The following is a 14,051-nucleotide window of genomic DNA, read 5'->3' as shown; positions in this document are numbered from 1 at the left end:
GCGCCCTCACTTGATCGCCGCTTTGGCCAAATGGCCGTATTGCAGGAAGCCGGCGACGATGGCGACCATCGCCAGCGACAACGGCAGAAACACTTTCCAGCCGAGACGCATCAGCTGGTCGTAGCGGTAACGTGGCACAATCGCCTTCGCCATGGCGAAGCCGAAGAACAGGAACAGTGCCTTGAGCACGAACCAGATGACGCCCGGCACCCAAGTGAAGGGCGCGTAAGGCACCGGCGGCAGCCAGCCGCCAAGGAACAGGATGGTGCCCATGGCGCACATCGTGGCGATCGCCACGTATTCGCCGAGCATGAACATCATATAAGGCGACGAGCCGTATTCGACCATGAAGCCGGCGACCAGTTCGGATTCCGCTTCGACGAGGTCGAACGGCGGGCGGTTGGTTTCCGCCAGAGCCGAAATGAAGAAGACGACGAACATCGGGAACAGCGGCAGCCAGTACCACGACAACAAGCCGTAGGGACCATTCTGCGCCTCGACGATCTTCGTGAGGTTCAGAGAACCGGCGCACAGCAGCACCGTGATGATGACGAAGCCGATCGAGACTTCATAGGACACCATCTGCGCCGCCGAGCGCAGCGCCGCGAGAAACGGATACTTCGAGTTCGACGCCCAGCCGGCCATGATGATGCCGTATACGCCGAGCGACGAGATCGCAAAAATATAGAGCACGCCGACATTGATGTCGGCGATGGCCCAACCGACATTGACCGGGATCACCGCCCAGGCGGCAAGCGCCAGCACGCAGGTGACCAGCGGCGCCAGCAGGAAGACGCCTTTGTTCGAGCCCGCCGGGATCACCGGTTCCTTGAACACGAACTTCAGCAGGTCGGCGAAGGATTGCAGCAGGCCCCACGGGCCGACGACGTTCGGGCCGCGGCGCATCTGCACCGCCGCCCAGATCTTGCGGTCGGCGAGCAGAATGTAGGCGATGCCGACCAGCAGCACGACCAGCAGCAACAGCGACTGCGCCAGGATGATGATCAGCGGCCAGAGCGTGGTCCAGAAGAAATCCATGATCCGCCCCCTACTCCGCCGCCGTCAGCGCCGGCTTGCCGGCCGCAGCCTTGGCCAGCGCCGAGCATTCCGCCATCACGGCCGACGCGCGCGCGATCGGATTAGTGAAATAGAAGTCCGAAACCGGCGACACCATCGCCGACTTTTCCGCCGTGCCGCCGAGCGATACCAGCTTCTCGATGCTGGCCGCCTCGCCCGGCGCGATCTGGTCGATGCGGGCAAGATGCGGATAGGCCGCATACAATGCCTGGCGCAATCCAAGCAGCGAGTCATAAGGCAGCTTGGCGCCGAGCGCCTCTGACAGGGCGCGCAGGATCGCCCAGTCCTCGCGGGCATCGCCCGGCGGAAACGCGGCGCGGGTCGTCAGTTGCACGCGGCCTTCGGTATTGACGTAGGTCGCAGATTTCTCGGTGTAAGCAGCGCCCGGCAGGATGACGTCGGCGCGGTGGGCACCGCGATCGCCATGGGTGCCGATATAAACGACGAAGGCTCCGGCCGGCACGTCGACTTCATCGACGCCGAGCAGAAACATCACATCAAGTGCGTTCGCCTTCAGCATCGCCCCGGTATCGAGACCGCCCTCGCCCGGCACGAAGCCGATATCGAGCGCGCCGACGAGGCTGGCCTCGCTATGCAGGATGTTGAAGCCGTTCCAGCCGTCCTTGATGACGCCGAGCGACTTGGCCGCCTTTGCAAGCTGCGCGAGGATCGCAGCGCCGTCGTCACGATTGAGCGCGCCCTGACCGACGATGAACATCGGCTTCTGCGCCTTCGCTGGCGCGTGGTCGACGAACTGCGCCAGGCTGTCGGGGCCGGCGCCCAGATAGTTGTAGGTGTAAGTCAGATCGGCCTGCTCGCCGACGACGCCGACCAGCAAATTGCCTTGGCGCCAGCGCTTGCGGATGCGGGCGTTCAGCACCGGCGCTTCCTTGCGCGGATTGGTACCGATCAACATGATCGCGTCGGCCTGTTCGATGCCGGCGATGGTCGAGTTGAAGATGTAGCTGGCGCGGCCGTGTTTGGGATGCAGCGGCGAGCCCGGGTAACGCGCGTCGATGTTCTTGACACCGAGCTTCGCCATCAGATCCTTGAGTGCGAACATCTCCTCGACGCCCGCCAACTGACCGGCCAGCGCGCCGATGCGCGACGGCGAGACGCCCCGCATCTTTGTCGCTATGGCGGCAAAGGCTTCCTTCCACGACGCCGGGCGCAGGCGGCCGTTCTCACGCACATAAGGCTGATCGAGGCGCTGCGTGCGCAGACCGTCGACGACGTGGCGCGTCTTGTCGGAAATCCACTCTTCGTTGATGTCGTCATTGGTGCGCGGCAGGATGCGCATCACTTCGCGGCCGCGTGCATCGACACGGATGGCCGAGCCGAGAGCGTCCATGACGTCGATCGACGGTGTCTTCGACAATTCCCACGGCCGCGCCGTGAAGGCGTAAGGCTTCGAGGTCAGCGCGCCGACCGGGCACAGATCGACGACGTTCGACTGCAGCTCGGAGGTCATCGCTGCTTCGAGATAGGTCGTGATCTCCATATCCTCGCCGCGGCCGATGGCGCCGAGTTCCGACACGCCGGCCACTTCCGCCGAGAAGCGGATGCAGCGCGTGCACTGGATGCAGCGGTTCATCGAGGTCTTGACCAGCGCACCGATATACTTGTCTTCGACCGCGCGCTTGTTCTCGTGATAGCGCGTGTGATCGACGCCATAGGCCATGGCCTGGTCCTGCAGATCGCACTCGCCGCCCTGATCGCAGATCGGGCAATCGAGCGGATGATTGATCAGCAGGAACTCCATCACGCCTTCGCGCGCCTTCTTCACCATCGGCGACTTGGTGAACATCACCGGCGGCTCGCCATTGGGGCCGGGCCGCAGGTCGCGAACGTTCTGGGCGCAGGAAGCGACCGGCTTCGGCGGGCCGCCCTTCACTTCGATCAGGCACATGCGGCAGTTGCCGGCGATCGACAGCCGCTCATGGAAGCAGAACCGCGGGATTTCCGCGCCCGCCGCCTCGCACGCCTGGAGCAGCGTGTACTCCGGCGGCACGTCGATTTCCTGGCCGTCGATAACAACTTTCGTCATGCCGCGTGCTCGCTCGGCGCCGGGCAGCGCGCCGTTTTCCAGTGTTGGGCGCCCGCGATCTGTTGCCAGCCGAAGGCGTAGTCAGTCGGACCGTTCTGCGTCAGATGATCAAGCCGCGCGATGCCGTCGTCCAAAGTCGGCCGCGTACCGGCTTCGATCCACCACATCGCGTTGGTGACCTCGATGTGCTCGAACCACTCTTCGCGCTTCTGGTAGAAGCGGTAATGCAGTGTCTTCCAGACGAAGCGCTCGAGCGCCGCGACGTTCTCCCAGACCGTCAAATTCGGCAGCACGCGCTTGTCGCCATGCACGCCCATATCCATGGCGTTGCCGCTGTCGTCCTTGAGCCGCCAGACGAAACCCTCGATCTGATCCGCCAGCCCGTTCACGCGCGCGACATTGTCGACGAACTCGCGCATGCGCGGATCGTCGAGCGGATACTTGATCCGCGCGATGTTGAACTGGGCGAGATGGCCGGCGTCGGTCATTCCCTACTCCGCCGCGACCATGACAGGTTCAGGATGCGGATTGGCCGAATACTGGTCGATCCGCTCTTCGATCTCGTGACGGAAATGCGCGATCAGGCCCTGGATCGGCCAGGCAGCGGCATCGCCGAGCGCGCAAATGGTGTGACCTTCGATCTGCCTGGACACTTCCAGCAGCATGTCGATCTCACGCTTCTGGGCGCGGCCTTCGGCCATGCGCGTCATCACGCGCCACATCCAGCCGGTGCCTTCGCGGCACGGCGTGCATTGGCCGCAGCTCTCGTGCTTGTAGAAATAGGAGATGCGCGCGATCGCCTTGATGAGGTCCGTCGACTTGTCCATCACGATCACGGCGGCGGTGCCGAGGCCGGAGCGCAGCTTCGACAGCGAGTCGAATTCCATCGGCGTGTCGATGATCTGCGCCGCCGGCACCATGCGCACCGACGAGCCGCCGGGGATCACGGCCTTGAGATTGTCCCAGCCGCCGCGAATGCCGCCGCAGTGCTTGTCGATCAGCTCGCGGAACGGAATGCCCATCGCCTCTTCGACGTTGCAGGGCTTGTTCACATGGCCGGAAATGCAAAACAGCTTGGTGCCGACATTGTTCGGATTGCCGATCGATGAGAACCATGAGGCGCCGCGACGCAGAATGGTCGGCGCGACCGCGATCGACTCCACATTGTTCACCGTGGTCGGGCAGCCATAGAGACCGACATTGGCCGGGAACGGTGGCTTCAGGCGCGGCTGGCCCTTCTTGCCTTCGAGGCTTTCGAGCAGCGCGGTTTCCTCGCCGCAGATATAGGCGCCGGCGCCGTGGGCGACGTAAAGGTCAAAGTCCCAGCCGTGGATATTGTTCTTGCCGATCAGCTTGGCCTCATAGGCCTGATCGATGGCGGCTTGCAGATGCTCGCGCTCGCGAATGAACTCGCCGCGCACATAGATATAGCCGGCATGCGCGCCCATGGCGAAGCCGGCGATCAGGCAGCCTTCGACCAGATGATGCGGGTCGTGCCGCATGATCTCGCGGTCCTTGCAGGTGCCGGGCTCGGACTCGTCGGCATTGACGACGAGGTAATGCGGACGCTCGCCGATCTCCTTCGGCATGAACGACCACTTGAGACCGGTCGGGAAGCCGGCGCCGCCGCGGCCGCGCAGACCCGAGGCCTTCATCTCGTTGATGATGCCGTCGCGGCCCTTCTCGATGATCGCCTTGGTGCCGTCCCAGGAGCCGCGCGCGCGCGCGCCCTTCAGGCCCCAGTCATGGAGGCCGTAGAGGTTGGTGAAGATGCGGTCCTTATCAGCGAGCATGTGCTTTCTCTGCGCGATCTTCAGTTCGGTTTCGGCTTCTTGTCGGCGCTGGCTTTGGACAGCGGCGGCTTCGGCTCCGGCGCTTCGCGATGGCTCGCCGCGGCGCTCGGCTTCTTGGCGTCGCTGTCAGTCAGCGCCGCACCGGCATTCTGCGGCTTCGACGCATAAATCGCCGCATCGGTCAGCGTGGTCGGCCCGCCTTCCGGCGCCGAGAACTGGCGGCCGTTCTGCGGGCCCGGCTTCGGCGGCTTGCCGGCGGCGAAACCGTCAATGATCTTCTCGAGACTCTCGGGCGTGAGATCCTCGTAGGTATCCTTCCAGATCAGGGCCATCGGCGCGTTCACGCAGGCGCCCAGACACTCGACCTCTTCCCACGAGAAGTTGCCGTCGGCAGACACTTCGAACGGCTCATGCGCGATCTTGTTCTTGCACACATGGAACAGATCGTCGGCGCCGCGCAAACGGCATGGCGTCGTGCCGCAGACCTGAATATGCGCCTTCTTGCCGACCGGTTGCAGCAGGAACATCGTGTAAAAGGTCGCCACTTCCATGGCGCGGATATGCTCCATGCCGAGCATGTCGGCGATGTAGCGGATCGCGGCTTCGGGCAGCCAGCCGTGATGCTGCTCCTGCGCGCGCCACATCAACTGGATGACGGCGGAAGCCTGCCGGCCTTCCGGAAACCGCGCGATGATCGTCTTCGCCCAAGCCAGGTTTTCCGGCGTGAAGGCGAACTCCTTCGGCTGAACGGCTGCGGGCGCGGTGCGGCGAACGCTCATCGATCAACTTCCCCGAACACGATATCGATGGAGCCGAGAATGGCCGACACGTCAGCGAGCAAGTGCCCCTTGCACAGCCAGTCCATCGACTGCAGGTGCGCAAAGCCCGGCGCGCGGATCTTGCACTTGTACGGCTTGTTGGTGCCGTCAGCGACCAGATAGACGCCGAATTCGCCCTTGGGCGCTTCGACCGCGGCATAGACTTCGCCAGCCGGCACGTGGAAGCCTTCGGTGTAAAGCTTGAAGTGATGGATCAGCGCTTCCATCGACTTCTTCATTTCGCCGCGCTTGGGCGGCACGATCTTCTGATCGACGGCCGAGACCGGGCCCAGACCTTCGGGCGCGCGCAGCTTGTCGCAGCACTGCTTCATGATCCTGGCCGACTGGCGCATCTCTTCCATGCGGATGAGATAACGGTCGTAGCAGTCGCCGTTCTTGCCGATCGGAATATCGAAATCGAGTTCGCTGTAGCACTCGTAAGGCTGCGACTTGCGCAGGTCCCAGGCCGCGCCCGAACCACGCACCATCACGCCGGAGTAGCCCCAGTTCCAGGCGTCCTCGAGCTTCACGATCGCGATGTCGACATTGCGCTGCTTGAAGATACGGTTGCCGGTGAGCAGCGTATCGAGGTCGTCGACGACCTTCAGGAACGGATCGCACCAGTCGTAGATGTCGTCGATGAGCTGGCGCGGCAGGTCCTGATGCACACCGCCGACGCGGAAGTAAGCCGCATGCATGCGCGAGCCGGAGGCCCGCTCGTAGAACACCATCAGCTTTTCGCGCTCTTCAAAGCCCCACAGCGGCGGGGTGAGCGCGCCGACGTCCATCGCCTGCGTCGTGACATTCAAGAGATGCGACAGGATGCGGCCGATTTCCGAATAGAGCACGCGAATGAGCTGCGCGCGCTTCGGCACCTGCAATCCGAGCAGCTTCTCCACCGCGAGGCAGAAGGCGTGTTCCTGGTTCATCGGCGCGACGTAATCGAGCCGATCAAAATACGGGATCGCCTGCAGATAGGTCTTCGCTTCGATCAGCTTCTCGGTGCCGCGATGCAGGAGGCCGATATGCGGATCGACGCGATCAACGACCTCACCGTCGAGCTCAAGCACCAGGCGCAGCACGCCGTGCGCCGCCGGATGCTGCGGACCGAAGTTGATCGTGAAATTACGGATGGCTGTCTCAGCCATTATGGCGTCGCCTTCTTCTCGGGCTCGCCGGCGAGCTTGTTGCCCTGCCCCGGCTCTTTGGCCTTCTCATCGCCCGGCAGCACGTAATCGGTGCCTTCCCAGGGCGAGAGGAAATCGAACGAACGAAACTCCTGATTGAGCTTCACCTTGTCGTAGACGACGCGCTTCTGCTCGTCGTCATAGCGCACCTCGACGAACCCGGTCATCGGGAAGTCCTTGCGCAGCGGATGCCCCTCGAAACCGTAATCGGTGAGAATGCGGCGCATGTCGGGGTGGCCGGTGAACAAGACGCCGTAGAGATCGTAGGTCTCGCGTTCGAACCAGTCGGCGCCGCGGAACACCTCGATGACCGACGGCACCGGTGTAACCTCATCCGTCATGACCTTGACGCGGATGCGCTGGTTCAGGCGCGGCGACAGCAAATGATAGACGACGTCGAAGCGCTGCTCGCGGCCCGGATAATCGACGGCGGTGATGTCGATGATGCAGACGAACTGGCAGGCCGGATCGTCGCGCAGGAACTTGACGACCTTGACGATGTCGGCGGCGTTGGCGGTGATGTTGAGTTCGCCGAACGCGACCTCATGACCGGTCACCGCATCGGGCAGCGCGGCCTTAATCGAGGCGCCGAGATTGTCGAGCGTCGTGAGAATGTCCATGACCCACCGTCACCGCTCGATCGTGCCGACGCGGCGAATTTTCTTTTGCAGCAGCAGCACCCCGTAGAGCAGCGCCTCCGCCGTCGGCGGGCAGCCCGGCACGTAGATATCGACCGGCACGATGCGATCGCAGCCGCGCACCACGCTGTAGGAGTAGTGATAGTAGCCGCCCCCGTTGGCGCAGGAGCCCATCGAGATGACGTAGCGCGGTTCCGGCATCTGGTCGTAAACCTTGCGCAAAGCCGGCGCCATCTTGTTGGTCAGCGTGCCGGCGACGATCATCACGTCGGACTGCCGCGGTGAGGCGCGCGGCGCAAAGCCGAAGCGTTCGACGTCGTAGCGCGGCATCGACACCTGCATCATCTCGACCGCGCAGCAGGCGAGACCGAAGGTCATCCACATCAGCGAGCCGGTGCGCGCCCACGTAATGAGGTCGTCGGCCGCGGTAACGATGAAGCCCTTATCGGACAATTCGTTATTGATGCCTGTGAAAAAAGCATCGTCGGACCCGATCGGCTTGCCGGTGGCCGGGTCGAGAATGCCTCTGGGAGCTGGTGCGACGAGCGTCATGGCTGGCTCAATCCCATTCGAGCGCGCCCTTCTTCCATTCGTAAATGAAGCCGATGGTGAGCACGCCGAGGAACAGCATCATCGACCAGAAGCCGAACACCCCAACCTCCTTGAAGGCCACCGCCCACGGGAACAGGAAGCTCACTTCAAGATCGAAAATAATGAAGAGGATGGCGACCAGGTAGAAGCGCACGTCGAATTTCATGCGCGCGTCGTCGAAGGCGTTGAAACCGCATTCGTAGGCCGACAGCTTTTCCGGATCGGGCTGCTGGAAGGCGACGAGGAACGGGGCGACGAGAAGCGCCAGCCCGATCACGAGCGACACGCCGATGAAGATCACGAGGGGCAGATAGTCCTGCAGCAAACCGCTCATTGGCGACCCCTATAATCTTTCCGCCCCTGCCCCCTCGAGGCGGCCTTTTTCGTCCCGCGAGTCGCCGCGGTCGGCACCCTTGTTCCCGAGCAAAACCCACAAAAAGCCAAGGCTTTGTTTGGAAACGTTGCAAGGACGAAGCGGCTGAGGCTTAGCGCAGCGCACAACTGCTTGGCAAGCCGACTTTACCCCCCGTCGGCCGTCAAAAACGGGCGCGCGCAATGCAATCTGTGGATCGCGGTAGACCTATGCCGAGTGCGGCACCGGCGCGGCGAATCCGCCCGCTTAAGCGCCCAGTCTGTCCGCCAGGTCGGCAAGATCGCTACCCGCCACATCCACCGGGACGCTCGGCGATTTCTCTCCCTTGCCCGGACCGTGCTCGTTCGGCCGGGCGATATGTCCGGTCCGCAGGCCGCACGCGGCCGCCGCGGCAAGGTCGCTCGAATGCGCCGCCACCATCATGCACTGCCAGGGTTCAAGATCGAAGGCAGCGCAGGCAGCCAGGTAGACTTGCGGCTTCGGCTTGTAGTCGCCGGCGATCTCGGCGCCGAGAATGGCGTCCCATGGCAGGCCGTTGCGGCGTGCGAGGTCGACCATCAGCGAAATATTGCCATTTGACACCGGCGCGATGCGGAATTTTGCCCTGAGCCGCGCCAGCGCCGCCGGAACCTCGGGCCAAGCGTCGAGCCGGTGCCAGACCAGGGTCAGATCGTCGAGCACCTCGTCGGAAAAGTTCTCCAGGCCGAACCGCGGCGCCATACGCACCAGATTGGCCCGGTGCAGGACGTCGAGTTTGCTGAACGGCAGCCGGCCGGAGCGGACCTCCTCCATGCCCGGCTGGTACTCGTCGCGCCAGGCGTCGGCAAAGGCCAGCCAGTCGAGGTTGAAGCCGAGAGCGCCCAGAATCCGTTCGGACTCGCGGGCGACCGAGGTGCGCCAGTCGACCAGAGTTCCGAAGACGTCGAAAAACAGGGCTTTGACGCCGAGTTTGGGGCTGGGCATGGGGCGGTCCTCCGGTCAGTTAGAGCGCTGCCCTGTCACGGCAGCGACCTAACTTGTCCTGCGCTTCGGCAGCTTGCCACCAACTATCGCACAATGAAAAAAGCTCGCCAAATGGCGAGCCTTCTTAAGTCTCTGATTTTCATCGGAGAAATGGCGGGAGCGACGGGACTCGAACCCGCGGCCTCTGCCGTGACAGGGCAGCGCTCTAACCAACTGAGCTACGCCCCCGCGGGCGTGGGGCGTGAGTTATAGGGGGGCCTGCCCCAAGTCAAGGACAAGTCTCGGACAAGACAGGGACAAGTCGAGGACCACCGCACCGCCGCATGCCCCAAGTTGCGAAAAAGCCCTATTTATCGGAAGAATCATGGCCAGACCGGCATCGAATCGTCTATGCGGGCACGATGGTTTGGCGCTCCGCCACACCTTGAGGATCAAGAGGAGGGTCCCCTGATGGCTACGGCAACGAAGGCTCCGGCAACGGTTACCCTGAAGCATCTCGCTGCGGCGCTCGCCGAATCCCACGAGATGTCGAAGAAGCAGGCCGAAACCGTCCTGGGTGATTTTGTCGGCAACATTGTCAAGCATCTGAAGAAGGGCGAGCGTATTCGCATCGGCGGACTCGGCATCCTTCAGGTGCGCAAGCGCGCCGCGCGTATCGGCCGCAATCCCGCTACCGGCGAGCAGATCCAGATCAAGGCGTCGAAGAAGGTCGCCTTCCGCGCCGCCAAGGAGCTCAAGGAAGCGGTCTGAGGCTTTCTTCAGTCTCGCTGGACTCTCCGGCATCATCGACGGCAGGCTCGCGGCTTGAATGCCCGACCTGCCGTTTTTGTTTTTCATGACACGCGACTGAGAGTCCCGGAATGCCAGCGTTCCCCGCTTTCGACTACACCGTCCTTGCGCGTTTCCTGCGTTACGTCGTCATCGACACGCAGTCCGATCCGGAGTCGCCGTCTACGCCCTCGACGGAGAAGCAGAAGACGCTGGGCCGCCTGCTGGTAAGCGAATTGCGCGATATCGGCCTCAGCGACGCCGATATGGACGATAACGGCTATGTCTATGCGACGCTGCCGGCCAACACCGACAAGACGGTGCCGGTGATCTGCTTCTGCTCGCACATGGACACCTCTCCGGATTTCTCTGGTGCCAACGTGAAGCCGCAGATCGTGCGCAACTATCAGGGCGGCGACATCGTCCTGCCCGGCGACAACGCGCGCGTGATCAGGCCCGCCGACCATCCGGCCCTCGCCAGCCAGATTGGCAACGACATCGTCACCTCGGACGGCACCACCCTGCTCGGTGCCGACGACAAGGCCGGCCTCGCCGAGATTGTCGATGCCCTGCGCTTCCTCGCGGCGCACCCCGAGATCAAGCATGGCACCATCAAAGTGCTGTTCACGCCCGATGAAGAGATCGGCCGCGGCGTCGACAAAGCGGACCTCAAGCGCCTGGGCGCCGATTTCGCCTACACAATGGACGGGTCCACGGCCGGCACCATCGAGGACGAGACCTTCTCGGCCGATGCCGCGACCATCATCATCACGGGGCTCGCCGCCCATCCCGGTTTCGCCAAGGGCCGGATGGAAAACGCCATCAGGATTGCCGCGCGCATCGTCGATGCTCTGCCCAAGGACACTTGCACGCCGGAGACGACGCAAGGCCGCGACGGCTTTCTGCACCCGGTCGCGGTGACGTCGCAGCTTGGCGAGGCCAAACTGCAATACATCATCCGCGACTTCACCGAAGACGGGCTGCGGGAAAAGGCAGCACTGCTGGAGAGCACGATCAAGGACGTGATGCGCGACTTCCCGCGCTCGTCTTACACGTTCGAGGTCAAGGAGCAGTACCGCAACATGAAGGTCGTGCTCGACCGCCACCCGCAGATCGTCGACAACGCCATGGAAGCGGTGCGCCGCGCCGGCCTCAAGCCGGAGAAGGACAGTATTCGCGGCGGCACCGACGGTTCGCGGCTGTCCTTCATGGGCCTGCCCTGCCCCAACATCTTCGCCGGCGGCCACGGCTTCCACTCGCCGCTGGAATGGGTCAGCGTTCAGGACATGCAGGCCGCGGTGCGCACCATCGTGCATCTGGCGGCGATTTGGGAGGAAAGGGCTTAAGGTAGCCCCAGCGACAGCTTGCAGACGCCGTCAATCGCGGCATCGACGCTGTCGCATGACACCACGCCTTTGACACTCGCCGCGCCCAGAAGCCCGAACACCGGCCGGCCGAATTGCAGGCCCAATGCTACTTCGGAGAGCGTGCCGTAACTGTCGCCGATGACGACGATGCAGAACCCGGCGCGGGCGACGATCGCGTTGCGCGCTTCGCCGAGGCCGGTAGCGATCGGTACGGTCACATAGGGATTGGCGGCCGTGGCTTCGGTGTCCGGCAAAAGGCCGATGCTGATGCCTTTCTCGGCCGCCACGCCCCGGCACACCGCTTCCATGATGCCCTGACGGCCACCACAGACCACGGTGAAGCCGATACGCGCCAGTGCGGCACCCACCTGCTCGGCAGCGGCCAGTTGCCCCTCGCTCGCCTCGCGCGGGCCGATGACGGCCACCGGCTGGCGCACGGGCGTTCCAGAGCGCCGCTGCCGCCAAATCGCCTGTTCCCGAAGGGACATCGCCTCATTGCTCAAATCAGCGGACAATATCCTGCCTCTCGTGCCGGGCCGCCGCGATTTCGCCGACGGCGATGATGCAGGAGCATATCGCCATCAGGATCAGCGACAATGCCGCAGCGGCCGGAAAATCCGAGCCACTCTCCGAGATCATGCTGTAAAGCTGGAGCGGCAGGATGTTGACCTGCGTGCCGACCAAAGCCAGCGCCGTGCCATAGGCCCCGACCGCCACCGCCGCGATCAGGCAGAAGGCCGACACCGCTGTCGGCAAGATCTGCGGAATCAATATCTGACGGATCACCTGGCCCCGCGTGGCGCCGAGCGATTCCGCGGCGGCGAACTGAGCGCTATCGAAATTGACGAGCACCGGCAGCATCAGCATGACGACGCGCGGGATCAGATAATACGACGCGGCGAAGGCCAGACCTTGTGGCGAAAACAGAAGCCGCGAAAAGGCAACCGGATCGGCGCCAACATAGGACAGGATTTGCGTGATGAAGCCGGCACGGCCGTAAGACAGGATGAAGCCATAGGCCACGATCAGGCCGGAGAAGGTCAGCGGCAGTGCGATGAAAAACATCAACACGGTGCGCGCCCGTTCCGACAGCCGCGACAAATGCAGCGCCACGATGAAGCCGACGATAAGCGAAAACACCGATGCCGTCGTGCCCAGGATCAGCGAACCGCGCAGGCCGCCCCAGAACAGCTCGTTGTGAACGACACGCAGGAACGCCGCGCCGCCGCCGGTAAAACCGTCGGCGGACACGGCAATCAGCGGGATCAGGAAAAAGAAAACGAACACGGCTGCGCCGGGCAGCGCGAGCATGAGCTGATAATCCCGGCGCATTGCCGTTCGTCTCTAGTTCGCCACCGCGGCCTTGGCCCAGCCGGTGTCGATTTCCTGCTTCTTGGCCGCGGCTTTCTGCACGTCGAGCGGCTTGACCTGCGGCGCCGGCGGCAGCTTGTCGGCAACGCTCGCCGGCAGCTTGACGCCCGGCACCGACGGACGCACGAAGCCTTCGGCGAAGATGCCCTGTCCGAAGTCGGTCATGATGAAGTTGAGCCAGAGCTTGCCGGCATTCGGGTTCGGCCCGTTCTTGACGAGGCTGATGCCGTAAGGCGCCGCGACCGAACCGTCCTTCGGCACAACGACCTCAACCTGGTCGCCGAGACCGTCGATGTACTTGGCCTTCATGCCGTCATTCTCATAGGAGATCCAGACCGGGATCTCGCCCTTGACGAACTGCGAATACGGCGTCGTGCCGACCACGCGCAGCACCGAACCGGCCTTGTGCAGCTTGCCGAGATAGTCGATGCCCGGCGTGACATTGTCGACGCTGCCGCCGTTGGCGTACGCGGCGCCGAAGGTCATCACTTGGCCGACACCGGTCGAGCGCGGATCGAGATAGACCACCGTGTTCTTGTATTCCGGCTTGAGCAGATCGGCCCAGGTCTGCGGCACCTGCTTGACCAGCTTCTTGTTGACGATAAAGGCGATGGTGAGCTGGTGGATGGTGAACCACTTGCCGCTCGGCTCGCGGAACACGTCCGGCAGCTTGTCGAAGTTCACCGGCTTGAACGGCGCGACGACGTCCTTGGCCACCGCGTCAACCGCCGAGGCGGCGAAATAATAAGCGGTGTCGGCCTGCGGGCGGTTACGCGCCTTGTCGAGCGCGATCACGGTCGCGGCCGAGCCGAGATCGTTATAGGCCATCTCGACCGCCGGATAGCGCGTTTTGAAGGCCTTGAACTGCGCCGCCCAGTTGGCCCAGGTCGGGCCGGTGTCAAACGACACGACCATGCCTTCCTTGGCCGCCGCCTCGTAGAGCGCCTTCTCGCCCGGATAGAGCTCCGGGGAGTTCATCACGGTCTGCGCCTGCGCCAGAACCGGCGCCAGCGTCAGCGCGGCGATCGTCAACGATCTCTGCAGTGCTCTCATCGATG

15 protein-coding genes and 1 tRNA gene are annotated in these 14,051 nt (G+C 63.5%); 2 read left to right on the top strand and 14 right to left on the bottom strand.

The annotated features are described in order from the left end of the window. Nucleotides 1-6 precede the first annotated feature (6 nt). The 11 genes from nuoH to E8Q40_RS11300 form a co-directional block, all read right to left on the bottom strand. Entirely contained in the window at nt 7-1,041 is a 1,035-nt protein-coding gene (gene nuoH / locus E8Q40_RS11350) for an NADH-quinone oxidoreductase subunit NuoH (RefSeq protein ID WP_205995803.1), read from the bottom strand. A 7-nt stretch (nt 1,042-1,048) separates the two neighbouring features. Then, nucleotides 1,049-3,124 carry an NADH-quinone oxidoreductase subunit NuoG gene (gene nuoG, locus E8Q40_RS11345; protein ID WP_137044661.1) on the bottom strand — a complete coding sequence of 692 codons (2,076 nt, stop codon included), beginning with the start codon at nt 3,122-3,124 and terminating at the stop codon, nt 1,049-1,051. After that, nucleotides 3,121-3,612, bottom strand: a complete 492-nt coding sequence (locus tag E8Q40_RS11340) for a DUF3291 domain-containing protein (RefSeq protein WP_137044660.1) — start codon at nt 3,610-3,612, stop codon at nt 3,121-3,123. Before E8Q40_RS11340 ends, nuoG begins: the two co-directional genes overlap by 4 nt. A 3-nt stretch (nt 3,613-3,615) precedes the next feature. Further along, complete coding sequence (gene nuoF / locus E8Q40_RS11335; RefSeq protein ID WP_137044659.1) at nt 3,616-4,917, bottom strand: NADH-quinone oxidoreductase subunit NuoF; 1,302 nt, start codon at nt 4,915-4,917, stop codon at nt 3,616-3,618. 20 nt (nt 4,918-4,937) lie between these two features. Next, nucleotides 4,938-5,696: an NADH-quinone oxidoreductase subunit NuoE gene (nuoE, locus tag E8Q40_RS11330; RefSeq protein WP_137044658.1), complete on the bottom strand. Its 759-nt coding sequence runs from the start codon at nt 5,694-5,696 to the stop codon at nt 4,938-4,940. Next, complete coding sequence (locus tag E8Q40_RS11325) at nt 5,693-6,883, bottom strand: NADH-quinone oxidoreductase subunit D (RefSeq protein ID WP_137044657.1); 1,191 nt, start codon at nt 6,881-6,883, stop codon at nt 5,693-5,695. The genes nuoE and E8Q40_RS11325 overlap by 4 nt, the downstream gene beginning before the upstream one ends. Then, nucleotides 6,883-7,542, bottom strand: coding sequence for an NADH-quinone oxidoreductase subunit C (locus E8Q40_RS11320; protein WP_137044656.1), 660 nt, complete (start codon nt 7,540-7,542; stop codon nt 6,883-6,885). The genes E8Q40_RS11325 and E8Q40_RS11320 overlap by 1 nt, the downstream gene beginning before the upstream one ends. 9 nt (nt 7,543-7,551) lie before the next feature. Next, the gene (locus E8Q40_RS11315; protein ID WP_137044655.1) at nt 7,552-8,112 is read right to left on the bottom strand and encodes an NADH-quinone oxidoreductase subunit B family protein; all 561 of its coding nucleotides are present in this window, start codon (nt 8,110-8,112) and stop codon (nt 7,552-7,554) included. 7 nt (nt 8,113-8,119) lie between these two features. Then, complete coding sequence (locus tag E8Q40_RS11310) at nt 8,120-8,485, bottom strand: NADH-quinone oxidoreductase subunit A (protein ID WP_137044654.1); 366 nt, start codon at nt 8,483-8,485, stop codon at nt 8,120-8,122. Nucleotides 8,486-8,770: 285 nt separating this feature from the next. Then, on the bottom strand, nt 8,771-9,487 hold the full coding sequence (locus E8Q40_RS11305; RefSeq protein ID WP_137044653.1) for a haloacid dehalogenase type II: 717 nt from the start codon (nt 9,485-9,487) through the stop codon (nt 8,771-8,773). A gap of 151 nt (nt 9,488-9,638) precedes the next feature. After that, nucleotides 9,639-9,715: transfer RNA gene (locus E8Q40_RS11300), tRNA-Asp, on the bottom strand. A gap of 222 nt (nt 9,716-9,937) precedes the next feature. Here E8Q40_RS11300 and E8Q40_RS11295 point away from each other — a divergent pair. Together E8Q40_RS11295 and pepT are read left to right on the top strand one after the other, a co-directional pair. Continuing rightward, nucleotides 9,938-10,237, top strand: a complete 300-nt coding sequence (locus E8Q40_RS11295; RefSeq protein ID WP_137044652.1) for an HU family DNA-binding protein — start codon at nt 9,938-9,940, stop codon at nt 10,235-10,237. Nucleotides 10,238-10,347: 110 nt separating this feature from the next. Further along, nucleotides 10,348-11,601 (top strand): peptidase T, encoded by a 1,254-nt coding sequence (gene pepT, locus E8Q40_RS11290; protein WP_137044651.1) that lies wholly within the window; start codon nt 10,348-10,350, stop codon nt 11,599-11,601. Here the strand turns inward: pepT and E8Q40_RS11285 are convergent. The 3 genes from E8Q40_RS11285 to E8Q40_RS11275 all read right to left on the bottom strand — a co-directional run bounded on the left by E8Q40_RS11285 (nt 11,598) and on the right by E8Q40_RS11275 (nt 14,046). Continuing rightward, a complete protein-coding gene (locus E8Q40_RS11285; RefSeq protein ID WP_168197807.1) occupies nt 11,598-12,059 on the bottom strand; it encodes a TIGR00725 family protein in 462 nt (153 codons plus the stop codon). The two genes, pepT and E8Q40_RS11285, sit on opposite strands and share 4 nt — an antisense overlap. Before the next feature lie 67 nt (nt 12,060-12,126). Beyond that, on the bottom strand, nt 12,127-12,933 hold the full coding sequence (locus E8Q40_RS11280) for an ABC transporter permease (protein ID WP_246662808.1): 807 nt from the start codon (nt 12,931-12,933) through the stop codon (nt 12,127-12,129). Between the two features lie 33 nt (nt 12,934-12,966). Next, nucleotides 12,967-14,046 (bottom strand): ABC transporter substrate-binding protein, encoded by a 1,080-nt coding sequence (locus E8Q40_RS11275; RefSeq protein WP_137044648.1) that lies wholly within the window; start codon nt 14,044-14,046, stop codon nt 12,967-12,969. Between the last annotated feature and the right edge of the window lie 5 nt (nt 14,047-14,051).

The organism is Pseudolabrys sp. FHR47 (assembly GCF_005153485.1).
GTDB lineage: Bacteria > Pseudomonadota > Alphaproteobacteria > Rhizobiales > Xanthobacteraceae > Pseudolabrys.
Note: the sequence above shows the minus strand (reverse complement) of the source record. Positions and strands in the feature narration are given on the sequence as shown.